Source organism: Pantoea dispersa, assembly GCF_035783935.1.
GTDB classification, from domain to species: domain Bacteria; phylum Pseudomonadota; class Gammaproteobacteria; order Enterobacterales; family Enterobacteriaceae; genus Pantoea; species Pantoea dispersa_C.
The window spans coordinates 100,305-126,695 of record NZ_JALKOV010000010.1 but is presented as its reverse complement, the minus strand read 5'-3'; the positions used below and the strand labels follow the sequence as shown (position 1 = coordinate 126,695).

Below are 26,391 nucleotides of genomic sequence, written 5' to 3'. Positions count from 1 at the left end.
TTATAAGCGCATCGCTCTGTCTCCCGTTAAGTCTCGTCTCAATCTGCCGGAGAAAAGCCTGAAACTGGTGCACGGCATAGCGCGGTGAATCTGTTAAGATCGGGGCGTTTTCTTTTCAATCGGTTAATAAACGCATGTTAAAAATCAAATTCCTGCTGCCGCTGCTGCTGATTATCTGCGCGCTGGTCTGGTGGCTGATGCCGCATTACAGCGATGAAGACAAGGCTTATTACATCGCCACCTTCTGTACGCTGACTCATGACGGGCGCGATAACAGCGCGCAGGGCATGCAGCAGATTATTGAGGGTGGAAATTCGGATTACGCGCTGCAGAAGATTCATTTCCAGTCTGGGCTGGCAGAGCATCTGCAAACGGTGTGGCAGGATTTATCGCCGCAACAGCAGCAGCAGGCGCGGCAGGATGCCTTTGTCTGCCGCCAGTTATTGTCAGATAAGTTGCTGCCGGGCTAGCCGGTGCGCTGAGAAATAAACGACTTTTACCGGCCGGGCAGGCATGGTATGTCGAACATCAGCGCGACAATGTGTGCGGTCGATATGTACCGAAATGACATTTCGCTCGTAGCGTAGCGGCGTAATGTATTGCGCCATGCCTGGATGGGCACGGTACCACTGAATCAGCGCGAAAAATTGCGCCGCTTCAACCGTGCGTTTAAAAATAGCGAGTCAGAAATATCAGGTGTGATCAACTTACCGCGCAGCTAATACGCGCCGGAAACTTCCCCTTATTTTCGCTCACCGGATTACCTGGTCGTTTCTCCTGCTCGCTGCTATTAAAGCCCGCCTTGCGGCACAGCGCACAGGGATCGTCACTGGTGCGCAGCAGCGCTTCGGCGGCATCGCTCAGCTGGCGTTTACGGCAATACAGCGGCGTGCAGCCCATTACCTGTTTAAAAGAACGGGTAAAGGATTGCTGACTTTCGAAATGGTATTTAACCGCCAGACTGATAATCGGAATGCGGCTGTATTTCAGCTCGCTCACACAACAAATCAGTTTCTTTTTACGAATATAGCGTGCCAGCGTTTCATGATGGTAACGGGCAAACAGTTTCTGTAAATACCATTTGGAATAGCCAGATTTCAGTGCAATATCATCAATGCTCAAACGTTGATCCAGGTTGGCCATAATCCATTCGGTCACCGAATCAATCACCCCTTGGTTGTATTTTTGCTGCATCATTATGGTCCTCCATTAACTCGACACAGTGTAATTAAATTAAACTTTTTAAGCACTGTCGTAACGTAAAGTTTTATAAGGAATTGGCTTTTTTATTATTTGTCATCAAGACTCGTCTTGTTTATCGTGAAATTAATCGCCGACATGTTGTGATGATGTTGAATAGTTACCGTAATCACGGCCGTTATTATTAACGCAAATAGTTTATCGCTTTGCGCGGCTTAACAGTTAAAGGTGCATCCGGCAGCGGCACGGTACATCAATACGCCCGGGCGATATTCGTGCCAGACTGCGGGTTTTCCCTGCTTATGAGAGGTCACATGACGTTGCGTTTCCGGTCAAAACAGTTACTTCGCGTGACGCTGGCATCCGCATTGCTGTGCGGCACGTTCAGCGCGGCGGCGGCTGAGGCAGTCTATGGCGAGCAGCTGGAGGGTTTTCGCTATCCGCATCCGCTGCAGCATTTTACCTTCTCCTCCCAGCAGCAGTCGCTCAGCATGGGCTACATGGACGTGAAGCCCGCGCAGCAGGCCAACGGCCAGACGGTGGTGCTGATGCACGGTAAAAACTTCTGCGGCGCGACCTGGGAAGACACCATCAACGCGCTGAGCCAGCAGGGCTATCGCGTGATTGCGCCGGATCAGATTGGGTTCTGCACCTCCAGCAAACCCGCCCGCTATCAGTACAGCTTTCAGCAGCTGGCGCAAAACACCCATCAGCTGTTAGCGCAGCTCGGCGTTGAGAAAGCGGTGATCGTTGGCCACTCCACCGGCGGCATGCTGGCGACGCGTTACGCGCTGATGTACCCGCAGCAAACGCAGCAGCTGGTGCTGGTCAATCCGATTGGTCTGGAGGACTGGAAAGCCAAAGGCGCGCCGTGGCGATCGGTCGATCAGTGGTATCAGCGCGAGCTGAAGCTTGACGCGGCGGGCATCAAAAAATATGAACAGCACACTTATTACAACGGCCAGTGGAAGCCGGAATATGACAAATGGGTGCAAATGCTGGCCGGGCTGAATAAAGGGCCGGGCCACGAAAAGGTGGCCTGGAACTCGGCGCTGATCTACGACATGATTTTTACCCAGCCGGTCTACTACGAGTTCAAAGACCTGAAGGTGCCGACTACGCTGATGATCGGCACCGCCGATACCACGGCGATTGGCAGTGATATCGCCCCGCCGGCGGTGAAGGCGCAGCTCGGCCATTACAACGTGCTGGGTAAACAGGTGGCGCAGCTGATTCCCGGCGCGCGGCTGATTGAGTTTCCCGGTATGGGGCACGCGCCGCAAATGGAAGCACCGCAGCAGTTTAATCAGACGTTAATTGATGACCTGGCGCGAGTGCGGTAATGCCGGCCCGCGCAGCGGCAGTTATCTGCGCTGCTGCTTTTTCAGGTGTTTGGCGGCGTACATGCGTGCGTCGCTGCTTTCCAGCAGCTGTTCCAGCGATTGCGGCTGCTGCGGATCAAACTCCACGATGCCCGATGAAAACTGCAGGGTGTAGCGACGCTCTAAATCCAGCATCTGTTTATGCAGGTAGCTGGCAAAGCGCGCCAGGGTAGCTTCCGCTTCGTCCTGACGGATGCCGTTTAGCAGCACCACAAACTCATCGCCGCCGAGACGGGCAAAGATATCGGCGTGGCGAAAACTCACCTTCATCGCATCAGCAAAATCCATCAGCGCGCGGTCGCCCTCACGGTGACCATGCCGGTCATTGATCGCCTTGAAGCCGTCGAGGTCGAGAAAGGTCAGGCTGGCGGGCAGCTGTTTCAGCTGGCACTCATTCAGCGCCATTTGCCCGAGCGTCATGAAGCCGCGGCGGTTGGTGATTTGCGTCAGCTCATCGGAGGTGGCGGTCTGAAATGCCACCAGCTCCGCTTCAGCCATCGCCGCCAGGTCGCGCAGCGTGTGCAGGTCGTCCGCGTTAAACTGGCGCGCCTGATTGTCGATGATGCACAGCGTGCCGACTTTGGCGCCAGACGGCGTGCGCAGCGGATAGCCCGCGTAGAAACGCACCGGATTGTCTGCATCGGTAACCAGCGGATTATCGCTGAAACGTGTGTCTGCCAGCGTGTCTTCCACCACCATCACCTCATCCTGCAGGATGGTGTGGCCGCAAAAAGAGATGTTGCGCGCGGTGGTGGGCCGATCAAAGCCGTCGCTGGATTTGAACCACTGATAGTCATTTTCCAGCAAACTGACCATCGCCACCGGGACATCAAACAGACGCCGGGCAAGACGGGTTAAACGGTCAAAACGCTCTTCTGTTGGCGTGTGCAGAATGTTGAGCGCACGTAACTGAGCCAGACGCTGTGACTCGTCTGCAGGCAGTGCAGGTGCTTTCATCGCGTAACTCTTATTAATATTTGATGCGTTACAGGAAACGGGATGTCGTGCCCGCGCAGGGGCAAAGAGCGCTGAACAACCGCAGTAATCCGCGATCGTTCAGCGTAACAGGAGGATCAGAGCACTTTTTGCTCGGCGAGATCAAGGGCGAAATAGCTGAAAATGAGATCTGCACCGGCACGCTTAATGGCACCTAAGCTTTCCAGCACCACATTGCGTTCATCGATGGCACCCGCTCGGGCGGCAAATTTGATCATCGCGTACTCACCGCTTACCTGGTAAGCCGCCAGCGGCAGCGTGGTGCGCTCGCGGATATCACGCAGAATATCGAGGTAGGCGCCCGCCGGTTTGACCATCAGCGAATCGGCACCTTCCGCTTCATCAATCAGCGACTCGCGAATCGCTTCACGGCGGTTCATCGGGTTCATCTGATAGGTTTTGCGGTCGCCTTTCAGCGCGGTACCGGCCGCTTCACGGAACGGGCCGTAGAACGACGAGGCGAACTTGGTCGAGTAGGACATGATGGCGGTATCGGTAAAGCCGGCTGCGTCCAGCGCCTGACGAATCGCTTTCACCTGGCCATCCATTGCCGCTGACGGGGCGATGAAGTCGGCACCGGCCTGAGCGGCAACCACCGCCTGTTTGCCGAGGTTGATCAGCGTCTGGTCGTTGTCGACGCCGTGATCGCACAGCACGCCGCAGTGGCCGTGGCTGGTGTATTCGCAGAAGCAGGTGTCGGACATAACGATCATTTCCGGCACCGTGTCTTTACAGATGCGCGACATGCGCGCCACCAGGCCGTTTTCGTTCCACGCATCGCTGCCGGTGGCATCGGTGTGATGCGAGATACCAAAGGTCATGACCGAACGGATACCGGCTTTGGCGATACGTTCGATTTCGTACGCCAGACGTTTTTCCGGAATGCGCATCACGCCCGGCATGGCGTTGATTGGCACGTAATCATCCACGCCTTCTTCCACGAAGATCGGCAGGGCCAAATCGTTCAGGCTGAGGTGGGATTCCTGGAACAGTTCGCGCATCGACGCGCTTTTGCGCAGTCTTCTTGGGCGCTGAATGAGATTGAAATCAGACATGCTCGGATAACTTATGCTGGTGAAAAAAGTGGCGACAGTTTACTCCTTTTCGCCGCGCAGCATGAAGGATTGTGTGCGGTACGGGCAACCACGCAGCAGGCAACCGCAGAAACAAAACTCCCGCCGGGTGGCGGGAGTGAAGGGCAGATTACTCGTTGATGTCCGGGTGCTGCTGCACCAGGTTTTTCCGCTTCGCCTCAAGGCGGGCGATCTCTTCATCAATATCTTCAATCTTCTGCTCGATGTTGTCGTGATGCTCCTGCAGAATCTCACGCGCTTCATCAAGGTCCGATGCCGCAGGCGTTGCGCCGCGCAGCGGTTTATTGGCGGTCTCTTTCATATACAGACCGGTTATCAGACCGACCACCGCCACCACCATCAGGTAGTAAGCCGGCATGTACAGATTGTTGCTGGCTTCCACCGCCCAGGCGGTCACGGTTGGCGTCAGGCCGGCAATCAGAATCGAGATGTTAAAGGCGCTGGCCAGCGCACTGTAGCGAATATGCGTCGGGAACATCGCCGGCAGTGACGAGGCCATCACGCCGGTGAAGGCGTTGAGGATCACCGCCAGCAGCAGCAGACCGGCAAAAATCAGCCCCAGTACGTTACTGTTGATCAGCATAAAGGCCGGAATCGAACAGAAGAACAGGGCGATACTGCCGACGATCACGAACGGACGACGGCCGAAGCGGTCGCTCAGCATGCCCATCACCGGCTGCACAAACAGCATCCCCATCATGATGGCGATGATAATCAGCACGCCGTGATCTTCCGAGTAGTGCAGGTTATGCGACAGATAGCTCGGCATGTAGGTCAGCAGCATGTAATAGGTCACGTTGGTAGCGAGCACCAGACCGATACAGGCCAGCAGGCTTTTCCAGTGTTTGCTGGCAATCTCTTTAAACGACACTTTCGGGCCGTCGCGCAGACCTTCGCGGTCGCCTTGCTCCAGCTTCTCAACATGCTGCTGGAACGCTGGGGTCTCTTCCAGTGCGTGACGCAGATACAGGCCGATAATGCCCAGCGGCAGCGCGAGGAAGAACGGAATACGCCAGCCCCAGTCGAGGAACTTCTGCTCACCAATCACCGTTGAGATCAGCACCACCACGCCCGCGCCCAGTACGAAGCCGGCAATCGAACCGAAGTCCAGCCAGCTTCCCATGAAGCCGCGCTTACGGTCCGGCGAATATTCGGCGACGAAGATTGACGCACCGGTATATTCCCCGCCTACCGAGAAGCCCTGCGCCATTTTCGCCAGCAGCAGCAGTATCGGTGCCCAGATGCCAATCGAGGCGTAAGACGGTATCAGGCCGATACAGAAGGTACTGATCGACATGATGACAATGGTAATCGACAGGATTTTCTGGCGACCGTATTTATCGCCAAGCATGCCGAAGAACAGGCCGCCCAGCGGACGGATCAGGAACGGCACCGAGAAGGTCCCGAGCGCGGCAATCATCTGTACGCCTGGCGAGGCGTCCGGGAAGAACACTTTACCCAGCGCGTAGGCCACAAAGCCATAAACACCGAAATCGAACCATTCCATCGCGTTACCGAGTGACGCGGCGGTAATGGCCTTACGTAAACGAGCGTCATCGATAATCGTGACGTCATCCAGCCCAATAGGTTTTACACGCTTCCTACGTAATTTCATGAGGTTACCCTGTATTGGAATTCAAAAAGTCCTCAACGCTGCGGACTCGGTGGAGCGTTCAGTCCGCGGCGTTGAGAAAATTAAAGCATAGCCGTGAAAGTGGTTTTTTCCCTGGCCTGCCAAAGCAATTATTACTCAGGTAATTATTGCATCCCGCGACAGAGTATACCGTTTAAATGTGATATTTGTCATGTTTCCGCCAATAACTGGCTATTTTTTGGCTAAAACTATGGCCGTTTTGGTCCGCAATCGCGGCAAAAAAATTGTCTGAATCGCGACGCAGGCCGCAGCGTAGATGCGCGGGCGAGCGAAAATATCTATACTTGCGCCAGTTTCTCTTCCGGGGATCGGGCGCCGCATGGCACGCTTTGTTTTATTTGCAAAAAGTCTCTGTTTTGATGTTGACCAGCAGGTCCTCTATCCGGTGCAGTCGCCCGCGCACCGTGTCGCGCTGACGCCGCTGCAAACGGCTATCCTGCGGCGCGTGATTGATGCGCAAGGCAAGCTGGTGCGCAACCAGACGCTGCATGCGCTGTTTCAGCGCGTCCCCGCTGACACACCTTTTGCCGAGCGCCTGACCGCCACCATTGCCGCCATCAATCAGCAGGCGCAGCTGGCCCACGCCCCAGGGCCGCTGGTGCATCAGGTGCCGCTGATTGGCTGCGTGCTGGCTGAACAGGTCGATGTGGCGCCGCTGAGCGATGAACCGGTCGACGTGCCAGCGGCAGCGGCGGTCAGCGTGGCGCCTGCGCCCGCCGAGATCCCGCCACGCGTGCAGAAAAAGCGGCCTGTGCTGCGCTGGGTCATCGTGGCGCTGCTGGTGCTCAATGTGGCGCTGGCGCTGCTGGCACGCCAGATGTTCGCGCCGGTGCAGCACGATGCGCTGGATTTCCGGCCGCTGCTGCGCATCCAGAACAGCCAGGTGTTTATTCCCAGCCACCTGAAAGCCGATTCGTGGGTGGTGCAGGATGCGCTGCGCCGCTATCGGCAGTGGCTACCGCGCCTGCCGGATGGCTCCATGCCGCCGCTGGTGTACATCAACCCGGTACGCACCCGACTTTTTTCCAGCACCTTCCTGTGCGCTAAACCGATTGCGCAGAAGGACAACGAATGTATTTCATGGATGGTGTCAGCGCAGGAGATCCCCGATGCGTAAAGCGATAATCACAGCGGTGGTGCTACTGGCTTTTGTCTTGCCGTGGGCGCTGGCGCTGCTGCTGCGACCGGTGGAACCGGTGCCGGAATGGTGCGAAGTGCCGTATCGCATTGAGCATGAAGGGATGCCGGCAGGTGCGATCGATGCCACCATTCGCACGCGCTTTAAAGCGGACGGCAGCGGCAGCTCAACGCTGGCGGGAACCGTGACGGTGCGCGATCGCCACTATCGCCTGCATCGCGTCTCCGATACCACATGGCGCCGCCAGGGGGATTTCATGCTCAGCACCACGCGCAACGTGCGGATTCTGGCGGACGACACCTTGCCGCCCGCGCTGGCGGCGCAGATCGTGTTTTCGCCGGCGCGCGAGGGCAATAACGATTACTACCAGATGTACCAGCTGCCGAACGGCGATCAAATGATCAATTACGCCGGGCTGCCGCGCCTGTACTGCCACAGCTAACCCTGGTGTGGTTGATGAGCGTCAAATGCTTAAAACAGCGAGCGCAGCGGCGCGCCGTGCAGCCAGCCGGCAATATCTTCCACCGCCTCGCTGAAGTAGGTGCGGTAATTGGTGTCGGCGACGTAGCCCAGATGCGGCGTTGCCAGCACGTTCGGTAACTGACGCAGCGGATGATCGGCCGGTAGCGGTTCCTGTTCAAAGACATCCAGCCCGGCGCCCGCCAGCTGTCCAGACTGCAGCGCGCTGATCATCGCCTGCTGATCGACAATGCCGGCGCGCGAGGTATTAATCAGCAGCGCGCCTGGCTTCATGTGCGCCAGCGCTGCGCCGTCCAGCAGATGGCGGGTGCGCTCGCTCAGCACCAGATGAATCGACACCACATCGCTCACCTCAAGCAGTGCCGGCAGCGAGGCCATCTTCTCTGCGCCGCACGCCGCAGCGCGTTCTGCGCTCAGATTCTGGCTCCAGGCACAAACGCGCATGCCAAAGGCGCGCGCCACGCTAGCCATCTCACCGCCGATTTTGCCCAGCCCGAGCAGGCCGAGGGTTTTGCCGTGCAGCGTCATGCCCAGCGTTTGCTGCCACGCAGCGTTGCTGCGCAGCGCCTGATTCTCGGTCGGGATATGGCGCGCCAGACCGAGCAGCAGACCCCAGCTCAGCTCCAGCGGCGCCGCGCTGCTGCTGGCCGTGCCGCACACCGCGATCAGCCGTTCGGCGCAGGCGTGCAGGTCGATAGCGGCATTGCGCATGCCGGAGGTCACGACCAGCTTCAGATTTGGCAGGCGGCCTATCAGCCGGGCGCTGAGCGGCGTGCGTTCGCGCATCACCACCAGGATATCGGCGTGGGCGATGTGGCGCACCAGCTCGTCCTCGTCGGCATAGTGGTGGTGCAGGGCCGTGGTGTGTACCTGCGGTTGCAGCGATGTCCAGTCGGCCAGCGACAGGGCAACGTGCTGATAGTCATCAAGAATGATGCAGTTCAGGCTCATGGTGGTCCTCAACGGGAAGCGGTCGGCGCCCCTGCTGATTAAGCCAGGCGCGCAGCTGGTTATTATCCATCGGACGGGCGTAATAATAGCCCTGAATAAACACCACGCCACGCTGCTGCAGATACTGAAATTGTAACGCGGTTTCTACGCCTTCACCCAGCACTTCCAGCTGCAGCTTGTGGCACAGGTTGATGATGGCATCCAGCACCGGCGTCTCGATCTCCAGGCCTTCAATGGCATTGATAAAGCCGCGATCGATCTTCAGGTAATCCAGCGGGAACGTCATCAGATAGGAGAGCGCACAGTGGCCGGTGCCGAAGTCGTCAATTGCCACCTTCATGCCGTGCGACTGCAGATAGCGCAGCTTGCGCGACACCGCGTCGCCGTCCTCGATCAGGCTGCGCTCGGTAAGCTCCAGCGTGATCAGCATCTGCTTGTCGCGGATGCTGCGGGCAAAACGCATCATGTCCTGCACAAAATCCGGGTGTTGCAGATGCTCTGCCGCAAGGTTAAAGCCAATGTGGAAGCCCGGTTCAACCTGCCAGCTTTGAATATCTTCCGTCATCATCTCCAGCAGATGCTGGGTCAGCGGGACAATCATGCCTTCGGCTTCGGCATGGCTGATGAAGATGTCGGGGCGGATCATTTCGCCGCTGGGTCGCTGCCAGCGCATCAGCGCTTCCGCACCGGTGCAGCGCTGAATGTCGGTGCTGTACACCGGCTGATAGTGCACCGCAAACTCACGATTGCGTATCGCCCGGCGAATTTCATCCGCCCATGACAGGCGACGGCGCAGCCAGTTGGCGGTCAGCACCATCAGCAGAATTGAGAAGATGGCGGCCATCGGCAGGAAAATAAACAGCGCCTGACGCCAGGCTTTGACCAGTTCGGTCGCCGGCACGGCCACGCTGACGCTGATGGGATAGCGGCTGGACTCTGCCTGATAGCGGGCGCTGCTGAGGAACAGCAGGCCGGGCAGGTTGTCAGGTCCGCTGGCGATAGGGCTGCCACCGTTAAAGCGCAGGCTCATCTGATAGTGGTTCGACTCACCGATGGCGCGCATGAAGTCCATCAGGTACTGGCCATCAATCACTGCCCAGAAGCCGCTGCTGTCCGGTAGCTGGCGCACAAAAATCACCGCCGGGCGATCGGGCACGCCAGAGGTGCCGCGAATCGACAGGCTCCACCACGCTTTGCCGGTCACCGGCGGTGGCTGCAGCATCATCTCTGCCAGCGTGTCATGCTTCAGGCCATAAGCCGACGAGCAGGTAATGTCGCTGCCCTGCAGGGTGCCGATCGAGCGGAAGTAGGCGTTGAGGGTGCCGGCGCGCTGCAAATCTTCATCGATTTCGTCACAGCGACGATGCTGGTACTGCCGCAGGCGGGTCACCATGTCCCAGGCGCTGTCGCTCATCTTTTCTGCCTGGGTCAGCAGCGCATTGGCCGTGGCGATCTGCTGCTGGCTGACCGTATGACGCGCCTCGATGGCCGTGCACAGTATGCCCAGCACCAGCGGTAATAATCCGGCACAGACAATCAACAGCCAGCCAAAATCGCGTTGTCGTTTTCGCAAAGGCACCAGACTTTCCTCGGTCGGTTTAAGCAGCATTCAGGGAGCGCGTCACGGCGTCAGCAGCATAACACTTTCCCGCGGCCGTGCATGTTAGCGTTTTGATTTTCCACCAATCTGATACAAGTCAATTATGGTTCGCGCTTTGCGTTTATTGACAATGTTTTGCCGTTACTGGCATTTCCCGCCAGGAAAACGCCTTGGGCATGAGGTGGGCGACGACGTGGCGCCCGCATAATCAGGCATGATGGGCGATGACGCCCTGCGGCGGCAGCCTCACTGCGAAAGGACGATGCCAGACGATCGGCGAAGGCGGTAAGTCTGGCATCGTGGTGTGGTACGATGTTAAGGACGCGGCGCGGGGCGGTTAGCTTTGACGCGCAGGCGCGGTTTGGGCCGGCCGTTACCCAGCATAATCGCCAGCCGGCTACCGCCTGGCGTGGTTTCCATCAGGATTTTGGTGACGCTGGTCAGCGGCACCGACAGTAGCATGCCGACCGGACCGAGCAGCCAGCCCCAGAAAATCAGCGACAAAAACACCACCAGCGTTGACAACCCCAGCCCGCGTCCCATCAGGCGCGGCTCCAGCATGTTGCCAAACACCATGTGAATAGCGCTGAACAGCGCCGCCACCAGCACGGCGTCATACACATCATTCAGCACCAGCGCCTGAATAAACGGCGGCACACCGGCGATAATCGGACCGATATTGGGGATAAAATTGAGGATAAAGGCGACAACGCCCCAGAACAGCGCAAACTTTACGTCCAGCAGCATCAGTACCAGCCACACCGCCAGCCCGGTAATCAGGCTCACCAGCGTTTTCAGCGCCAGATAGTGCGTGACGCCTTTCAGCGCCTTATGCAGCCCGGCAATGCGGATCTGCGGATTCACCATCGCATTGCGCATTTTGTACGGCAGGTGGTGCACTTCGAACAGCATGAACACCACGGTAAGAATCAGCAGCACCACGTTGGTCATGGCACCGGAGAACTGCGCCAGCAGCGTGGTGGCCATGTTCATGATGACGTTGGGATCGAGCCGGGCCGCCAGCGCGCTGGTGGAGATATTGATATGGAACTGCGCGGCGAAGTGCTGCAGCACCGCCAGCTTCTGCTCCAGCAGGCTGCGGATTTGCGGATAGGTATCGCTGAACTCGCTGACCGAACTGGCCAGCACCCTGACCAGCAGCAGCATCACGATGAAGATCACCGTGATCACCAGCGAGATCGCCACGCCGCGTCGCAGACCGCGCCGCATCAGCAGCGTCACCAGCGGATTAAGTACAATCGCCAGGAAGCTGGCGAGTAAGAAGGGCACCAGAATATCCGACGCGGCACGAATGCCCGCCAGAATAATCACTAACATCGCCAGCTTGACCAGGATGTTCTGGCCAATTTTCTCCTGTGGCTTTTCGTTCATTCCTGCTCCTGAATGAGGGTTGCTGAGGAAAGTGTAGTTGAACGCCAGTAAGTGATTGTTTGTTTAGGATTAAGCGAAGCGAGCCCGGAACACTGATCCTCTATGTCGCCTGTATCGTGCCGGTCATCGGCGATGCGTAATGTGAGAAAAGGCGTATAGTGAAGCTTCAGCTATAAAAATTCCGTCAAACACGAGCGCAATCACTCATGCCTGACCAGCCCGTCGCGGCCGAATACAGCCGTTTTCGCCTGAATTTACACATTCTCTCCATCGTGAAGTTCAACTTCGCCACCTATCTCACCATTGGCCTGCCGCTGGCGGTGCTGCCGGGCTTTGTCCACGACGGCCTGGGCTACAGCGCCTTCTGGGCCGGCGTGGTGATCAGCCTGCAATATGTCGCCACGCTGCTGAGCCGCCCGCATGCCGGTCGCTATGCCGATAGCTGGGGACCCAAAAAAGTGGTGGTGCTTGGGCTGTTTGGCAGCCTGATCAGCGGGTTGTGTATTTTGCTGTCGGCGCTGGCGGAAGGGCAGGAAGTGCTGAGCCTGGCGCTGTTGTGCCTCGGGCGCGTGCTTTTGGGCGTCGGGCAGAGTTTCTGCGGCACCGGCACCTCGCTGTGGGGCGTGGCGAAGGTCGGCTCGCTGCATATCGGCCGGGTGATTTCGTGGAATGGCATCGTTACCTATGGCGCAATGGCGATTGGCGCGCCGCTCGGCGTGATGATCTTTCGCAGCGGCGGCCTGCTGCTGCTCTCGGGCGTGATTATCGCCATCAGCGTGCTGGCGATCGTGCTGGCGCTGCCGCGTGCGCCGGTCAAAGGCAGCAAGGCCAAACCGCTGCCGTTCCGCGCGGTGCTCGGCAAGGTGTACGGTTTTGGCCTGCTGCTGGCGATGGGCTCGGCGGGCTTTGGCGTGATCGCCACCTTTATCACCCTGTTTTATCAGGAACAGGGCTGGGACGGCGCGGCCTTTGCGCTGACGCTGTTCAGCGCCGCGTTCGTCGGCATGCGCCTGCTGTTTCCCAATGCTATCAATAAGCTCGGCGGACTGCGCGTCGCCAGCCTGTGTTTTGCCGTTGAGGCAATTGGCCTGTTGCTGGTGGCGGGCGCGTTCGATCCGTGGATGGCGAAGTTCGGTGCCTTTCTCACCGGTGCCGGTTTCTCGCTGGTGTTCCCGGCAATTGGCGTGGTGGCGGTCAAAGTGGTGCCGCAGCAGAACCAGGGCAGCGCCCTGGCCACGTATACCGCGTTTATGGATCTGTCGCTCGGCATCACCGGTCCGATTGCCGGCTTTATCATGAGCTTCGCCGGTGTGCAGCTGGTCTACCTGCTCACTGCGCTGCTGGTGGGTTTCGCGCTGTTTTGTACCCTGCGGATGATCAAGCGTCAGGCTGAGTTGCCAGCCGAAGACGCTGCGTCCAGGTCGCCATAAATGGCGACCCTACAGCATGACAGAGCGCGCATTAATAGGCATCAGGCAGTGGACGGGGCCAACACCGCAGGGTGCGCATTGATGCGCACCGGGCAATCCGCTGCGGCAATCACGCATCGGATGGGGGAAACGGTGAAAAAAAGGCCTCCGACCGAGGCCAACACCAACAAAAGCGTGTCGCTAAGACACAGATAAGGGTTCGTTTTACATCGCATTGCCTGCAGATGTGGCAAAGAAAACATTTATTTCGTTTTAATTGAATTATGAAATAACAGATATTGGATCTGCCTCGCAAAAATTTCATATTTCGTTTCACTGGCGCCGCTGCATGCGCAGACCTCTCTGCCAGCCGGCAATTCCTGCTGACGCCCCGCCGCCGATTACTGCCGCGCGCAGCACAGGTATCGCCGCAACGCTTGCGCCTGCTGCCGCCGGTGGAAAAATGCGATCCAGACCGCTAAAAGTAAATTTTCCAAAAAGAACTATTTGAAAAATTTATTTCACTGTAATAGCTTCATAGCACGCTTTCCGTATTGCCCGATCGGGCGCGACTGAGACTCATCCGCGGCCTGCAGGGACCTTACACATCAATGAGGCAACGACATGACTATCGTAGGAAACTTTATCGGCGGCAAAATCACGCACAGCGCCAGCAATGAAACCATTCCGGTCTACGATCCGGCGACCGGCAAAGTGATCCGCGAGCTGACGCAGAGCACGGCGGCGGAAGTGGCGCAGGCGATCGAGGTCGCCCATGCGGCGTTCCCGGAATGGTCGAAAACCGCGCCGCTGCGTCGCGCCCGCGTCATGTTCAACTTCAAAGCGCTGATGGAAAAGCACCGCGATGAGCTGGCGGCGCTGATTGTTTCTGAGCACGGTAAAGTGTGGTCCGATGCGCTGGGTGAGCTGACGCGCGGCATTGAAGTGATTGAGTTTGCCTGCGGCATTCCGCACCTGATCAAAGGGGAAAACTCGCCAAACGTCGGTTCCGGCGTCGACAGCTACTCACTGATGCAGCCGGTGGGCGTGGTGGCGGGCATCACGCCGTTCAACTTCCCGGCGATGGTGCCGCTGTGGATGTTCCCGATCGCGCTGGCGTGCGGTAACACGTTTGTACTGAAACCGCCGGCGCTCGATCCTTCTGCTTCGGTACGCATGGCCGAACTGCTGAAAGAAGCGGGTCTGCCGGATGGCGTGTTTAACGTGGTTCATTCGTCAAACGAAGATGCCGAGCAGCTGTATAAAGATCCGCGCATCGCGGCGGTCAGCTTTGTCGGCTCCTCCGGCGTGGCTGAACACATCTACAAAACCGCCAGCGCCCACGGCAAACGCGTGCAGGCCTTTGGCGCGGCCAAAAACCACGCCATTGTGATGCCGGATGCCGATCTCGATGCCACGGTGAACGCCATCATGGGCGGTGCTTTTGGCTCTGCCGGGGAACGCTGCATGGCGCTGCCGGTGGTGGTCGCGGTTGGCGACGACACCGCTGACAAGCTGATCTCACGCCTGACGCCGCTGATCAAAGCGCTGCGCGTGGGACCGGGCATGCAGCAGGGCGCTGAAGAGAATGAAATGGGGCCGGTGGTCTCCGCTGCGCACCAGAAGAAAGTGCTGGGTTACATCGACAAAGGCGAGCAGGAAGGCGCGACGCTGGTGGTTGACGGGCGCGGCGTAAAAGTTGCCGGTCACGAAGAGGGTTACTACGTGGGCGGTACGCTGTTCGATAACGTCACGCCGGAGATGGTGATTTGGCGCGAAGAGATTTTTGGCCCGGTGCTGAGCATCATGCGCGCCAGCGACTTCGACAGCGCGCTGCAGCTGGTCAACAGCCACGAATTCGGTAACGGCAGCGCTATCTTCACCAGCAACGGCCACACCGCCCGTGAATTTGTGCACAACGTCGAAGCGGGCATGGTGGGCGTCAACGTGCCGGTGCCGGTGCCGATGGCGTTCCACAGCTTTGGCGGCTGGAAGCGTTCAGTGTTTGGTGCACTCAACGTGCACGGTCCGGACGGTGTGCGCTTCTACACCCGCATGAAAACGGCGACCGTGCGCTGGCCGAGCGGTCAGCAGACCGTCTCTGAGTTCAGCATGCCAACGCTGGGTTAATGTCGCGCAACAGGAGAAACAGGATGTCACTGATTTCAAAAGTGCAGCAGCCGGACAGCCAGGGCCGTATCCAGCACGTGACGCCGGAGAGCGCCGGCTGGGAATACGTCGGTTTTGATGCCTATCTGCTGCAAAAAGGCCAGACGCTGCGGTTAAGCAGCGGCGAGAAAGAGTTGTGCCTGGTGCTGGTGGCGGGTCTGGCGTCGGTGAAAACCCGCCATGCGGAATTCCCTGGCATCGGTAAGCGCCTGTCGCCGTTTGAGCGCACGCCGCCTTACTCGGTTTACGTGCCGCATCATGATGAGGTTGAAATCACCGCCGACAGCGATCTGGAGCTGGCGGTGTGCAGTGCACCGGGCAGCGGCCATCTGCCGGCGCGGCTGATTGCACCACAGGACGTGGGCGTGGAGCATCGCGGCAAAGGGCGCAATCAGCGCCTGGTGCACAATATCCTGCCGGATAATCAACCGGCCGACAGCCTGCTGGTGGTCGAGGTGTATACCGACGAGGGCGCGACCAGTTCGTATCCCAGCCACAAGCACGATGAGAAGGACAGCCCGGACGAAACCTATCTGGAAGAGACCTATTATCACCGTTTCGACCCTGAGCCCGGTTTTGCCATGCAGCGCGTCTACACCGACGACCGTTCGCTCGATGAGTGTATGGCCCCGTATAACCGCGATGTGGTGACGGTGCCGCGCGGTTATCACCCGGTGGCGACGCTTGCCGGTTACGATAACTACTATCTCAACGTGATGGCCGGGCCGGTACGGCTGTGGAAATTCACCTGGGAGAAGGATCACGCCTGGGTGAACAGCGAGCAGTATCCGCGTCGTTAATCGGGTTTCGCGCGGTTGCCGGATTAACCGTGCCCCCGCAAACCCCAGGGTGCGCATTGATGCGTACAGATAAAAAAAGCAGCCAGATGGCTGCTTTTTTATATTCGGTACCTGAGGTTTATTCGCTGCTGCTGTTATTCAGCGCCAGTGACACCGCCAGGGTTTGCGCCAGGCACAGCGAGGCCACCTGCGAGCGGAAGCCATCCACCTGCGCTTCGCGCACCACAAAACAGACGTCGCTGAACGCCGCCAGCGGGCTCACCTGGCTGTCGGTGATGGCGATCTGATGCGCACCGCGTTTAGCACCCAGCTCTACCAGCTCCACCGCTTCACGCGCATACGGCGAGTAGCTGATGGCGATGACCACGTCTTTCGGATTCACCATGCTGAGCTGCTCAGTGAACATGCCGCCCAGGCCATCAATCAGGAAGGCGCGACGCTCCAGATGGCGCAGCGCGTACACCAGATACGAGGCCACGCTAAAGGAGCGACGCAGCCCGATGATATAGATGTTCTCTGCTTCATTGAGCATTTTCACCGCTTTGTTCAGCTGGTCGGGATTGACCTGCATCGCCAGCTGCTGCAGCGCCTGGCTGTTGACCATGGTGAAGACGTTGAGGATCTCCACCGGGCTCTCGGGTGAGCTGGCGCTGTCATCGGTGGCCGTCTGACGGAACAGGCGCGCCCGTTCGGTGTAGTTGACGGTCTCTTCCATCAGGTGCTGACGGAAAACCTGTTTCATTTCGTTGAAACCGCTGAAGCCAAAAGCGTTGGCGAAGCGGATCAGCGTGGAAGGCGGGACATCCGCCTGCTGGGCGATGGAGGCGACGGTATCAAACGCGATGCTGTTGCTGTTATCAAGGATATAACGAGCCACCTGCTTCAGGCGTTTACTCAGCGTCTCGTAGCGACGACGGATATCGTCCTGTAACAAGGTTAATTGCGTTGGGTTATTGGTCATTACTTCGGCCCGTTAAAAAGAAAATATGGCTGGATAATGAGCGCTATAGTACCAGATGGATGGAAAATTTCATTTGTTTGACGCTATCGTGACGGCTATTTCATCGGTTTATGAATTGCCTCACAAAACTCAGGGATTGAGGGCTTTCCCTCACCCTAACCCTCTCCCGCAGGCGGGAGAGGGGACCGTCCGGAGCGGTTTATCAGGCAGGTCGCAAGGTTTTGCTTCTCCACCCAGCGAGAGAGGGGAGAGTCCGGAGCGGTCTGATCGGTCTGACAGGCCTGGTACAATGCTTAACCATCTGCCTGAACGGCTCCCTCTCCCGGTGGGAGAGGGCTGGGGTGAGGGCATCCGCGCGCAACACACTAAAAAGCGGCCCGCAAGGCCGCTTCTCAGTACATCCTCTGCAAATCCATCAGCCGCGCGCGGCGCGCCAGTAGCCAATCAGGCGCAGATAATTGCCCTTCACCGTCTCAACCAGCGTCTGATCGTCCAGCTCACCGTTCAGCCACTGACGTGACGGCTGACCAAAGATGGTGCGACCCACGGCGAAACCTTTCACCCACGTGGCCTGCGCGGCGGCGGCGAAGCCGGCTTTCAGCTTCTCTTCCGGCGCATCAAGACCGAGTAACAGAATGCCGCGACAGTGCGGATCCTGCTGTTCAATCAGCTCGCCGATCGCCTGCCAGCTCTCCGCCGCCAGCGGTGGCAGTTTCCACCAGTCCGGCTGCACGCCCAGGCTGTAGAAGTGGCTCAGCATATCGTAATAGTAGGACTCGTTACGGTCCGGGTTGCTCTCCGGCAGAATCACTTCCAGCAGCAACTCGTGCCCGCTCTTGTTACAGCTGCGCCACACGTCAAGAACCAGCTCGTCCTGTTCTTTACGCAGTTCGGCACTGTCGTGCGGATGGTAAAACACCAGGCACTTGACCACATGCTCAGCCGGCCAGTCCACCAGCTGAGAGCCAATGTTACCGTGCTCAAGACGCAGCGGACGTGAACTCGGCAGCTCGATGGGCCGGCCAATCCACCAGTGTTTACCGGTAATGGCGTTGAGCGCTTTCTGACCGTACGTGGTATCCGCCAGGATACCGCTTTTTTCATTGAGACCGGCTTCGTTAGCCGCTTCCTGTGCCGCCTGCAGCAGCAGCAGCTTCAGTTGCGGAATGCGCTCTTCGCTGACGCCCGCTTCGCGCGCCATATCGGCCAGCTGTTTACGGTGGTCGAAGGCGAACACGTTCAGCTCCGGCCACTGCTGTTTACGCGTGGTGACGCGATGCAGATGATTAAGGCGCGCGTCGAGATCCGGGCGTTTCACTGCGTTGTCGCGGCTGAGGAAATCGTCCAGCTCCTCCTTTGTTGGCATCGCCGGCGCACAGCCGTGACGTGACACCACCAGCGCGCCGCAGGCATTGGCGTAGCGGCACGCCTGCTCCCAGCTCTCATCACTGAGCCAGCCGCGCAGCAGACCCGACATAAACGCATCGCCGGCACCCAGTACGTTGAGCACCTCAACGCGCACGCCGCTGTGCAGGCGCGTCTGTTCCCAGCTAGCAGGAATATCGCCCTCAAATACCACGCAGCCGAGCGGCCCGCGCTTACACACCAGCGTGGCGTTGCTGGCCTGGCGCACGTTTTTCAGCGCAGTCAGGGTGTCGGTGCTGCCGCCGGCAATGTGAAACTCTTCTTCCGTTCCAACAATCAGATCGAAATAGTGCACCACTTCCTGCAGCTGCTGCGTCACCTGGCCGGACTCAATGAAACGCGTTTCACCGTCGCCCAGCGAGGTCAGCCCCCACAGCACCGGACGATAATCGATATCCAGTGCGGTACGCAGCCCGTTGCGCCGCGCGATATCCAGCGCTTTCAGTACCGCCGCCCGCGTGTCCGGATGCGACAGATGCGTGCCGGTTACCGCCACGGCGCGCGCTGAGGTAATGAACTCTTCCTTAATGTCCTCCGGCACCAGGCCCATATCGGCACAGTTATCGCGGTAGAAAATCAGCGGAAAGGTCTCTTCATCTTTAATGCCAAGAATCACCAGCCCGGTCAGGCGCTGCTTATCGGTAATCAGCCCGTCAGTATTGCAGCCCACGCGCTGAAGCTCCTCACGCAGAAAGCGGCCATTATGTTCGTCCCCGACGCGCGCCAGCATCGCCGATTTCAGGCCCTGAATCGCGGTGCCATAGGCCACGTTGCCGGAAGAGCCACCAAGGTATTTGTTGAAGCTGGTCATGTCTTCCAGACGTGAGCCAATTTGCTGGCCATAAAGGTCGACGGCGATGCGTCCAATACAAATCACATCAAGCCGCTTCGGTTGTGTACTCATACTGATGGTTTCCTTCTGTGATAAGCAGACACGGCGGGCGCTGCTGCCCGATCTCAGGCGCTGCGCTTCCGGGATCTCAGGTGCCTGGCTGGCTATAGAGGCAGTATGAGGAATAAAAATTCCATATACAATATGAAATGAAACATCTATCGCGATTTTGTGAGCCAGGTAAAACTCTGGCCTGGCCACCTTTAGCGCCCTCTGCTGCCTGGCTGTTTCGCGGATGCACTGGCTTGTGAGCCAGCTCGCAGGAAATCGTGACAGGATAGCGGAAGCTGCTGAGGTGAAATGAAATTTCATTCTGGCGACTAAAGCGCAGTGTACTGTTCCACTTTGCTGTTATCTGACCCCACCGCCGCCCCCGTTTCGACGCTGAATTTGATCTTCATCGCAAAATGAAATGTTTCTTCTGTAATCGAGTTTGATGGAAAAAATATTTGTTTATAATCGCCACACGTTTCACTTAGCGACGGGCGCCGTTCACCTCCGCCGACCCGAACCGCGTGTACCCCCTGAGCGGGTACTCCATGTAAAGGAAAGAGCATATGGGCACTATCAGATTGACTACCGCGCAGGCGCTGGTGAAATTTCTCGATAATCAGTACCTGAACGTTGACGGCGTTGAAACCAAATTCGTGCACGGCATCTTTGCGATTTTCGGTCACGGCAATGTGCTCGGTCTCGGCCAGGCGCTGGAGCAGGATAGCGGCGATCTGGTGGTGTATCAGGGCCGTAACGAGCAGGGCATGGCGCATGCTGCCACCGGCTTTGCCCGTCAGTCGCTGCGCCGTCAAATCATCGCCTGTACCTCTTCCGTCGGACCGGGTGCCGCCAACATGATCACGGCGGCGGCCACGGCGACGGCCAACCGTATCCCACTGCTGCTGCTGCCGGGCGATGTGTTCGCCACGCGCCAGCCGGATCCGGTGCTACAGCAGATCGAGCAGAGTCACGATCTCAGCATCAGCACCAATGATGCCTTCCGCGCAGTGAGCAAATACTGGGACCGCGTGAGCCGTCCGGAGCAGCTGATGACCGCCTGTATCAACGCGATGCGCGTACTGACCGACCCGGCGGAAACCGGCGCGGTGACGCTGGCGCTGCCGCAGGATGTGCAGGGCGAAGCCTGGGACTTCCCGGAATACTTCTTCCAGAAACGCGTGCATTTGCTCGACCGGCGTCTGCCGACCGCGGCCCAGCTGGATGCGGCGCTGACTTTAATTGCGCGTAAGCACAAGCCGCTGATTGTAGTGGGTGGCGGCGTGAAATATTCCGGCGCGGGTCAGGCGCTGCTGAGTTTTGCCGAACGTTTCAATATTCCGTTTGCCGAAACCCAGGCCGGCAAAGGCACGATTGTTTCCGACCATCCGCTCAACGTGGGCGGTGTAGGTGAGACCGGCTGTCTGGCGGCGAACCTGCTGGCCAAAGAGGCCGATCTGGTGATCGGTATTGGTACGCGCTATACCGATTTCACCACCGCATCAAAATGGATCTTCCAGCATCCGGACATCAGCTACCTCAACATCAACGTCAACAATTTCGACAGCTACAAGCTGGATGGCGTGCAGCTGCTGGCGGATGCGCGTGAAGCGTTAACCGCGCTGGAAGCCGGGCTGAACGGTTTTGATAATCACTGGGGCAGCCAGATTGAACAGGCGCAAATCAGGCTGCTGAAAGAGACGCAGCGCGTTTATGCCGCCACTTTCAACACCGACGACTTTATTCCGGAAATCGCCGACCACATCGATCGTGCCGCGCTGTTTGGCGAGTTTGAGCGCTTAACCAAATCAGTGCTGACACAGAGCAGCGTGCTGGGCACGTTAAACGAACAGCTGCCTGAAGATGCGGTGATTGTCGCCGCCGCTGGCAGTCTGCCGGGTGACCTGCAGCGCGTGTGGCGCACCAAAGATTACAACGCTTATCACGTCGAATACGGCTACTCATGCATGGGTTATGAAGTGAATGCCGCGCTGGGTGTGAAGCTGGCGCAGCCGCAGCGTGAAGTCTACGCCATGGTCGGCGACGGCTCGTTCATGATGCTGCACTCCGAATTGGTCACTTCGATTCAGGAAGGGGCGAAAATCAACGTCATCCTGCTGGATAACATGACCAACGGCTGCATCAACAACCTGCAGATGGAACACGGCATGGACAGTTTCAGCACCGAGTTCCGCTTCCGTAATCCGCAGGGCGGCAAGCTGGATGGCGGTTTTGTGCCGGTGGATTTCGCGGCGATCGCCAGCGGCTACGGCTGTAAAACCTACCGGGTGACCACGCTGGAGCAGCTGAAAGCGGCGCTGGAAGATGCGCAGCAGCAGACGGTATCCACGCTGATCGACATTAAAGTGCTGCCGAAAACCATGGTGCACAAATATTTCAGCTGGTGGCACGTCGGCGTGGCGCAGGCTTCCACCTCAGAACGTACGCAGCAGGTGGCCGACAAGCTCAATCAGCATATCGAACAGGCGCGTAAGTACTAACCCTTTTTCGGCCGGCGCTGCCCGGCCCGTTTTACCCTACTTATCCGACTCTACAGGTGTAATTATGACGCTCAAACTCGGTGTAATCGGTACCGGCGCAATTGGTCAGGAACATATTCGTCGCTGCAACAACGTGCTGCAGGGCGCAAAAGTGGTGGCGGTTTCGGACATTAATGTGGAAGGCGCGCGCGCGGCGCTGCAGCGACTGAATATCCAGGCCGAAGTGTATCAGGATGGCCATCAGGTGATTAACTCACCGGAAGTGGATGCGGTGCTGGTCACTTCATGGGATCCGACACACGAAGCGTTCACGCTGGCCGCGATTGCCGCCGGGAAACCGGTGTTCTGCGAGAAGCCGCTGGCGCTGAGCGCGGAGGGCTGCCGCCGTATCGTCGACGCCGAGATCGCGCACGGCAAACGTCTGGTGCAGGTGGGCTTTATGCGTCCGTATGATGCCGGCTATCGTGCGCTGAAAAAGGTGATCACCGACGGTGACATCGGCGAGCCGCTGATGCTGCACTGCGCGCACCGTAATCAGAGCGTCGGCGAGAATTACACCACCGATATGGCCATCACCAACACCCTGATTCACGAACTGGACGTGCTGCGCTGGCTGACCGAAGACGATTACAAGAGCGTGCAGGTGGTGTTTCCGCGCACGACTTCAAAGTCGCACGCGAAGCTGAAAGATCCGCAAATCGTGCTGTTCGAAACGCAGAAGGGCATCCGCATTGATGTGGAGATCTTTGTGAACTGCGCCTACGGCTACGACATTCAGTGTGAAGTGGTGGGCGAAGAGGGCATCGCCAGACTGCCGGAGCCGTCGGCCATTCAGATGCGCAAAGATGCCCGCCTCGGTAACGCGCTGCTGACCGACTGGAAAGATCGCTTCATCGACGCCTACGACGTGGAGCTGCAGGCGTTTATCAATGATGTCAAAGCGGGCCAGCTGAGCGGGCCTTCCGCGTGGGATGGCTTTGCCGCCTCGGTGGCCGCCGATGCCTGCCTGAAGGCGCAAAACAGCGGCGCGATTGAAGCAGTCGCGATGCCACCGCGTCCGGCGTTTTACCAGAAATAGTCTGAGCCTGCGCTAACCCATCCACGGCAGCGGATTAGCGCTGCCTCTCTGCATCAGGGAGCTGAAAATGAATCAAGATAACGTCAAACTGGCCATCGCGCCGATTGGCTGGACCAACGATGATATGCCGGATCTCGGCAGCGAAAATACCTTCCAGCAAACGGTCAGCGAAATGGCGCTGGCGGGCTTCACCGGCAGCGAAGTCGGCAGTAAATATCCGCGCGATCCGGCGGTGCTGAAACCGATGCTGGATATTCGCGGTATCCAGATTTGTAATGCCTGGTTTAGTACCTTTTTTGCCAATGGCGACAAGGCGAAAACCATTGATGAGTTCATCAATCACATGAATTTCCTGCACGCGATGGGCGCGCGCGTGATTGGTTGCTCAGAGCAGAGCAAAAGCATTCAGGGCACGTCGCTGCCTGTGCTGGAGCAGAAGCCGGTGTTCAGCGATGAAGAGTGGCGTTTGACGGCGGAAGGCTATAACGAGCTGGCGGAGATCGCGGCGCAGAAAGGGATGCGCGTGACGCTGCACCATCACATGGGCACCGGCATTCAGACGCCAGCCGAGATCGAGCGTTTTATGGCGCTGACCAACGATAACGTCGGTCTGCTGTATGACACCGGCCACATTTACTACTCCGAAGGCTCACAGCAGGTGATGCTGGATGTGCTGACCCGCTATCTGCCGCGTATTTTCCACGTGCACCTGAAAGATGTGCGCGACAGCGTGGTAGAAGAGGTGCGCGCCAATTCGCTGTCGTTCCTCGACGGGGTGAAAAAAGGCACCTTTACCGTACCGGGCGATGGCGTGATCGATTTCAAACCGGTATTCAAAATCCTTGATGATTACGGCTACAAAGGCTGGATGGTGGTTGAAGCAGAACAGGATCCGGCCATCGCTAATCCCTTCGAATATGCGGTGAAAGCCCGTAAATATATTCGTGACAATGCCGGGTTGTAAATTTGCGTGTTAATTAGCGCAATGAATTGCGCCGCTACGGTAAATTCGGTAGTGACTTTCGTCATTATCGACCGCACACACTGTAGCGGCGAGATTTATCGCGCTATGTATCAATTGCTCTTCTGCAATCGACTCATTTCATTGTCTTAATTCACTGTCTAAGGTTGAAGCGGAACAGGATCCGGCCATCGCTAATCCCTCCGAATATGCGGTGAAAGCCCGTAAATATATTCGTGACAATGCCGGGCTGTAAGATTGACGGTCAGTTAGCGCAATGAATTGCGCCGCTACGGTAAATGCAGCAGTGACTTTCGTCATTAACGACTGCACACACTGTAGCGGCGCGATTTATCGCGCTATGTATCAATTACGCTTCTGCAATTGACTTATTTCGTTGCCTTTGTTCACTGTGTAATTTCCTGAATCCAGTGAGAACATCACGCCCCCATCCTGCGCCCGCTGAATTTTCATCAGTAAATTTTTATCCAGGCAATTAGCAGGGGGTTGCATTTGCTTGAAACAAATACGGTCCTCTTTTTCCAATGGCTGGTATCCCTCGCCCAATGCATAAAAATAGTAGGTGATGGGGCCATTTTTATTAAAGGCTCTAAAAGAAAAAACAAAAACCCCGCGCGGTGGCGGGGTTGTGGACAATGCTTAAGGCGATTACGAAGCCAGCGACAGCGCCGGTTTCTGGCCGTTTTCTGCCAGCCAGTCACGGATGCGCGCCTGTTCGGCTTCGCTCAGCCACATGCCCTGTTTGGTGCGGCGCCAGATGGCGTCGTCCAGTTCACGTACCCATTCGTGTTTCACCAGGTAACGCAGTTCGGCTTCATAGAATTCGTGGCCAAAGTTTTCACCCAGATCTTCACGGCTCTTCGCGCCTTCCAGCAGCACTTCAGTACGGCTGCCGTAGGTACGGGCGAAGTGACGCGCCATGCCTTCGCTGATGAACGGATAGCGACGGCGCAGGCTGGCGGTGTAGTCTTCACGCGTGCCGGAGAAGTCACCGCCTGGCAGCACAGCGTTTTTGGTCCACGCCGGACCGGCATCAGGATAGTATTTCGCCAGTTTCTCCAGCGCATGCTCCGCCAGCTTGCGATAGGTGGTCAGCTTGCCGCCGAACACGGACAGCAGCGGTGCCTGACCGTTATCGTCATGCACGTCCAGCGTGTAATCACGGGTGATCGCCTGCGGTGAATCGGATTCATCATCGCACAGCGGACGCACACCGGAATAGGTCCAGACGATGTCGTCACTGGTCAGCTGCTTTTTGAAGTGCGCATTAAACACCTTCAGCAAATAGCTGATTTCGTTGTCATCAATTTTGACGTTCTTCGGATCGCCTTTGTATTCCACATCGGTGGTGCCAATGATGGAGAACTCATCCATCCACGGAATCACAAACACGATACGGTTATCTTCGTTCTGCAGAATGTAGGCCTGCTTCTCGGTGTGCACGCGCGGCACCACAATATGGCTACCTTTAATCAGGCGGATACCGTACGGCGATTTCAGCTTCAGGCCGTCGTCAAAGAACTGCTTCACCCAGGGACCGGCGGCGTTAACCAGCCCTTTGGCGCGCCAGGTATAGGTTTTGCCGGTATCGACGTCTTCCGCTTCCACCATCCACAGGCCGGCTTCACGCCAGGCGCGGGTCACGCGGGTGCGGGTGCGCACTTCACCGCCCTGTTTCACCACTTCCTGCGCGTTAAGCACCACCATGCGCGCATCGTCCACCCAGCAGTCGGAATATTCGAAACCGCGCGTGATTTCTGGCTTCAGGGCCGATTCCGCGCCAAAACGCAGACCTTTACTGCCCGGCAGCGTAGTGCGCTTACCCAGACGATCGTACATAAACAGGCCCATGCGGATCATCCACGCCGGGCGCAGATGCGGGCGGTGTGGCAGACGGAAACGCATTGGGAAGGCGATGTGCGGGGCCATTTTCAGCAGCACTTCACGTTCGGCCAGCGCTTCGCCTACCAGACGGAATTCGTAGTGTTCCAGATAGCGCAGGCCACCGTGAATCAGCTTGGAACTGGCAGAGGAGGTTGCACAGGCCAAATCCCGCGCCTCCAGCATCAGCACTGACAGGCCGCGTCCTGCAGCATCCACTGCAATGCCGGCACCGTTGATGCCGCCGCCGATCACGATCAGGTCTTTGGTTTCCACGTCATCTCCTCCGATGTTCGGAATAGTTCTAAAATGTTCGTTTTCGAGCGTAATAATAGTCGGAAACCAACATTGACGCCAGCGCTTAACTCAATAAAAACATTCTTGCGTGATATAGCTAACATTTCGGCAGGAAAAA

At 57.8% G+C, this 26,391-nt stretch carries 21 protein-coding genes and 1 pseudogene; 11 read left to right on the top strand and 11 right to left on the bottom strand.

Going from position 1 to position 26,391, the window contains the following annotated elements:
* Positions 1–134: 134 nt before the first annotated feature.
* Positions 135–470 carry a hypothetical protein gene (locus MXF20_RS18740; RefSeq protein ID WP_325970705.1) on the top strand — a complete coding sequence of 112 codons (336 nt, stop codon included), beginning with the start codon at positions 135–137 and terminating at the stop codon, positions 468–470.
* Positions 471–702: 232 nt separating this feature from the next.
* On the opposite strand, the gene MXF20_RS18735 is transcribed toward MXF20_RS18740, so the two are convergent.
* Positions 703–1,197 carry a helix-turn-helix domain-containing protein gene (locus MXF20_RS18735; RefSeq protein ID WP_325970704.1) on the bottom strand — a complete coding sequence of 165 codons (495 nt, stop codon included), beginning with the start codon at positions 1,195–1,197 and terminating at the stop codon, positions 703–705.
* A gap of 317 nt (positions 1,198–1,514) precedes the next feature.
* Here MXF20_RS18735 and MXF20_RS18730 point away from each other — a divergent pair, with 317 nt between their 5' ends.
* Positions 1,515–2,543, top strand: a complete 1,029-nt coding sequence (locus tag MXF20_RS18730; RefSeq protein WP_325970703.1) for an alpha/beta hydrolase — start codon at positions 1,515–1,517, stop codon at positions 2,541–2,543.
* A gap of 21 nt (positions 2,544–2,564) precedes the next feature.
* Here the strand turns inward: MXF20_RS18730 and MXF20_RS18725 are convergent, their stop codons facing one another.
* The 3 genes from MXF20_RS18725 to proP all read right to left on the bottom strand — a co-directional run bounded on the left by MXF20_RS18725 (position 2,565) and on the right by proP (position 6,287).
* Positions 2,565–3,539: a sensor domain-containing diguanylate cyclase gene (locus MXF20_RS18725; protein ID WP_325970702.1), complete on the bottom strand. Its 975-nt coding sequence runs from the start codon at positions 3,537–3,539 to the stop codon at positions 2,565–2,567.
* 116 nt (positions 3,540–3,655) lie between these two features.
* Entirely contained in the window at positions 3,656–4,633 is a 978-nt protein-coding gene (gene hemB / locus MXF20_RS18720) for a porphobilinogen synthase (protein WP_325970701.1), read from the bottom strand.
* A 148-nt stretch (positions 4,634–4,781) separates the two neighbouring features.
* Positions 4,782–6,287 carry a glycine betaine/L-proline transporter ProP gene (gene proP / locus MXF20_RS18715; protein WP_325970699.1) on the bottom strand — a complete coding sequence of 502 codons (1,506 nt, stop codon included), beginning with the start codon at positions 6,285–6,287 and terminating at the stop codon, positions 4,782–4,784.
* A gap of 358 nt (positions 6,288–6,645) precedes the next feature.
* On the opposite strand from proP, the gene MXF20_RS18710 reads away from it, so the two are divergent.
* A complete protein-coding gene (locus MXF20_RS18710) occupies positions 6,646–7,443 on the top strand; it encodes a hypothetical protein (protein WP_325970698.1) in 798 nt (265 codons plus the stop codon).
* A complete protein-coding gene (locus MXF20_RS18705; RefSeq protein WP_325970697.1) occupies positions 7,436–7,906 on the top strand; it encodes a hypothetical protein in 471 nt (156 codons plus the stop codon). The genes MXF20_RS18710 and MXF20_RS18705 overlap by 8 nt, the downstream gene beginning before the upstream one ends.
* A 29-nt stretch (positions 7,907–7,935) precedes the next feature.
* On the opposite strand, the gene MXF20_RS18700 is transcribed toward MXF20_RS18705, so the two are convergent.
* The 3 genes from MXF20_RS18700 to MXF20_RS18690 all read right to left on the bottom strand — a co-directional run bounded on the left by MXF20_RS18700 (position 7,936) and on the right by MXF20_RS18690 (position 11,887).
* Complete coding sequence (locus tag MXF20_RS18700; RefSeq protein ID WP_325970696.1) at positions 7,936–8,895, bottom strand: D-2-hydroxyacid dehydrogenase family protein; 960 nt, start codon at positions 8,893–8,895, stop codon at positions 7,936–7,938.
* Positions 8,870–10,474 (bottom strand): EAL domain-containing protein, encoded by a 1,605-nt coding sequence (locus tag MXF20_RS18695; protein WP_325970695.1) that lies wholly within the window; start codon positions 10,472–10,474, stop codon positions 8,870–8,872. Before MXF20_RS18695 ends, MXF20_RS18700 begins: the two co-directional genes overlap by 26 nt.
* A gap of 336 nt (positions 10,475–10,810) precedes the next feature.
* Positions 10,811–11,887: an AI-2E family transporter gene (locus tag MXF20_RS18690; RefSeq protein ID WP_325970694.1), complete on the bottom strand. Its 1,077-nt coding sequence runs from the start codon at positions 11,885–11,887 to the stop codon at positions 10,811–10,813.
* A 206-nt stretch (positions 11,888–12,093) separates the two neighbouring features.
* Between MXF20_RS18690 and MXF20_RS18685 the strand changes: the two genes are divergently transcribed.
* From MXF20_RS18685 to iolB, 3 genes are all read left to right on the top strand, one after another.
* On the top strand, positions 12,094–13,317 hold the full coding sequence (locus MXF20_RS18685; RefSeq protein ID WP_325970693.1) for an MFS transporter: 1,224 nt from the start codon (positions 12,094–12,096) through the stop codon (positions 13,315–13,317).
* Positions 13,318–13,920: 603 nt separating this feature from the next.
* On the top strand, positions 13,921–15,426 hold the full coding sequence (locus MXF20_RS18680; RefSeq protein ID WP_021507389.1) for a CoA-acylating methylmalonate-semialdehyde dehydrogenase: 1,506 nt from the start codon (positions 13,921–13,923) through the stop codon (positions 15,424–15,426).
* A gap of 23 nt (positions 15,427–15,449) precedes the next feature.
* Positions 15,450–16,265, top strand: a complete 816-nt coding sequence (gene iolB / locus MXF20_RS18675; RefSeq protein ID WP_325970692.1) for a 5-deoxy-glucuronate isomerase — start codon at positions 15,450–15,452, stop codon at positions 16,263–16,265.
* 118 nt (positions 16,266–16,383) lie between these two features.
* On the opposite strand, the gene MXF20_RS18670 is transcribed toward iolB, so the two are convergent.
* Together MXF20_RS18670 and MXF20_RS18665 are read right to left on the bottom strand one after the other, a co-directional pair.
* A complete protein-coding gene (locus tag MXF20_RS18670; RefSeq protein ID WP_031279682.1) occupies positions 16,384–17,226 on the bottom strand; it encodes a MurR/RpiR family transcriptional regulator in 843 nt (280 codons plus the stop codon).
* A gap of 415 nt (positions 17,227–17,641) precedes the next feature.
* Positions 17,642–19,555, bottom strand: a complete 1,914-nt coding sequence (locus MXF20_RS18665) for a bifunctional 5-dehydro-2-deoxygluconokinase/5-dehydro-2-deoxyphosphogluconate aldolase (RefSeq protein ID WP_325970691.1) — start codon at positions 19,553–19,555, stop codon at positions 17,642–17,644.
* Positions 19,556–20,100: 545 nt separating this feature from the next.
* On the opposite strand from MXF20_RS18665, the gene iolD reads away from it, so the two are divergent.
* From iolD to MXF20_RS23455, 4 genes and pseudogenes are all read left to right on the top strand, one after another.
* The gene (gene iolD, locus MXF20_RS18660; protein WP_325970690.1) at positions 20,101–22,035 is read left to right on the top strand and encodes a 3D-(3,5/4)-trihydroxycyclohexane-1,2-dione acylhydrolase (decyclizing); all 1,935 of its coding nucleotides are present in this window, start codon (positions 20,101–20,103) and stop codon (positions 22,033–22,035) included.
* Positions 22,036–22,099: 64 nt separating this feature from the next.
* A complete protein-coding gene (locus MXF20_RS18655; protein ID WP_325970689.1) occupies positions 22,100–23,113 on the top strand; it encodes a Gfo/Idh/MocA family oxidoreductase in 1,014 nt (337 codons plus the stop codon).
* A 67-nt stretch (positions 23,114–23,180) separates the two neighbouring features.
* On the top strand, positions 23,181–24,077 hold the full coding sequence (gene iolE / locus MXF20_RS18650) for a myo-inosose-2 dehydratase (protein ID WP_325970688.1): 897 nt from the start codon (positions 23,181–23,183) through the stop codon (positions 24,075–24,077).
* 163 nt (positions 24,078–24,240) lie between these two features.
* A pseudogene (locus MXF20_RS23455) lies at positions 24,241–24,330 on the top strand (hypothetical protein); the annotation flags it as partial.
* Between the two features lie 110 nt (positions 24,331–24,440).
* On the opposite strand, the gene MXF20_RS23450 reads toward MXF20_RS23455, so the two are convergent.
* A complete protein-coding gene (locus MXF20_RS23450) occupies positions 24,441–24,731 on the bottom strand; it encodes a DUF943 family protein (RefSeq protein ID WP_418936862.1) in 291 nt (96 codons plus the stop codon).
* Between the two features lie 12 nt (positions 24,732–24,743).
* Entirely contained in the window at positions 24,744–26,252 is a 1,509-nt protein-coding gene (gene glpD, locus MXF20_RS18645) for a glycerol-3-phosphate dehydrogenase (RefSeq protein WP_325970687.1), read from the bottom strand.
* Positions 26,253–26,391 lie beyond the last annotated feature (139 nt).

Coding starts and splice junctions, on each gene's coding strand:
- MXF20_RS18730 (WP_325970703.1), top strand. CDS start 1,515: ATGACGTTGCGTTTCCGGTCAAAACAGTTACTTCGCGTGACGCTGGCA.
- iolD (WP_325970690.1), top strand. CDS start 20,101: ATGGGCACTATCAGATTGACTACCGCGCAGGCGCTGGTGAAATTTCTC.
- MXF20_RS18655 (WP_325970689.1), top strand. CDS start 22,100: ATGACGCTCAAACTCGGTGTAATCGGTACCGGCGCAATTGGTCAGGAA.
- MXF20_RS18685 (WP_325970693.1), top strand. CDS start 12,094: ATGCCTGACCAGCCCGTCGCGGCCGAATACAGCCGTTTTCGCCTGAAT.
- MXF20_RS18670 (WP_031279682.1), bottom strand. CDS start 17,226: ATGACCAATAACCCAACGCAATTAACCTTGTTACAGGACGATATCCGT.
- iolE (WP_325970688.1), top strand. CDS start 23,181: ATGAATCAAGATAACGTCAAACTGGCCATCGCGCCGATTGGCTGGACC.
- MXF20_RS18740 (WP_325970705.1), top strand. CDS start 135: ATGTTAAAAATCAAATTCCTGCTGCCGCTGCTGCTGATTATCTGCGCG.
- MXF20_RS18725 (WP_325970702.1), bottom strand. CDS start 3,539: ATGAAAGCACCTGCACTGCCTGCAGACGAGTCACAGCGTCTGGCTCAG.
- proP (WP_325970699.1), bottom strand. CDS start 6,287: ATGAAATTACGTAGGAAGCGTGTAAAACCTATTGGGCTGGATGACGTC.
- MXF20_RS18690 (WP_325970694.1), bottom strand. CDS start 11,887: ATGAACGAAAAGCCACAGGAGAAAATTGGCCAGAACATCCTGGTCAAG.
- MXF20_RS18680 (WP_021507389.1), top strand. CDS start 13,921: ATGACTATCGTAGGAAACTTTATCGGCGGCAAAATCACGCACAGCGCC.
- hemB (WP_325970701.1), bottom strand. CDS start 4,633: ATGTCTGATTTCAATCTCATTCAGCGCCCAAGAAGACTGCGCAAAAGC.
- MXF20_RS18735 (WP_325970704.1), bottom strand. CDS start 1,197: ATGATGCAGCAAAAATACAACCAAGGGGTGATTGATTCGGTGACCGAA.
- MXF20_RS18705 (WP_325970697.1), top strand. CDS start 7,436: ATGCGTAAAGCGATAATCACAGCGGTGGTGCTACTGGCTTTTGTCTTG.
- MXF20_RS18700 (WP_325970696.1), bottom strand. CDS start 8,895: ATGAGCCTGAACTGCATCATTCTTGATGACTATCAGCACGTTGCCCTG.
- iolB (WP_325970692.1), top strand. CDS start 15,450: ATGTCACTGATTTCAAAAGTGCAGCAGCCGGACAGCCAGGGCCGTATC.
- MXF20_RS18710 (WP_325970698.1), top strand. CDS start 6,646: ATGGCACGCTTTGTTTTATTTGCAAAAAGTCTCTGTTTTGATGTTGAC.
- MXF20_RS18665 (WP_325970691.1), bottom strand. CDS start 19,555: ATGAGTACACAACCGAAGCGGCTTGATGTGATTTGTATTGGACGCATC.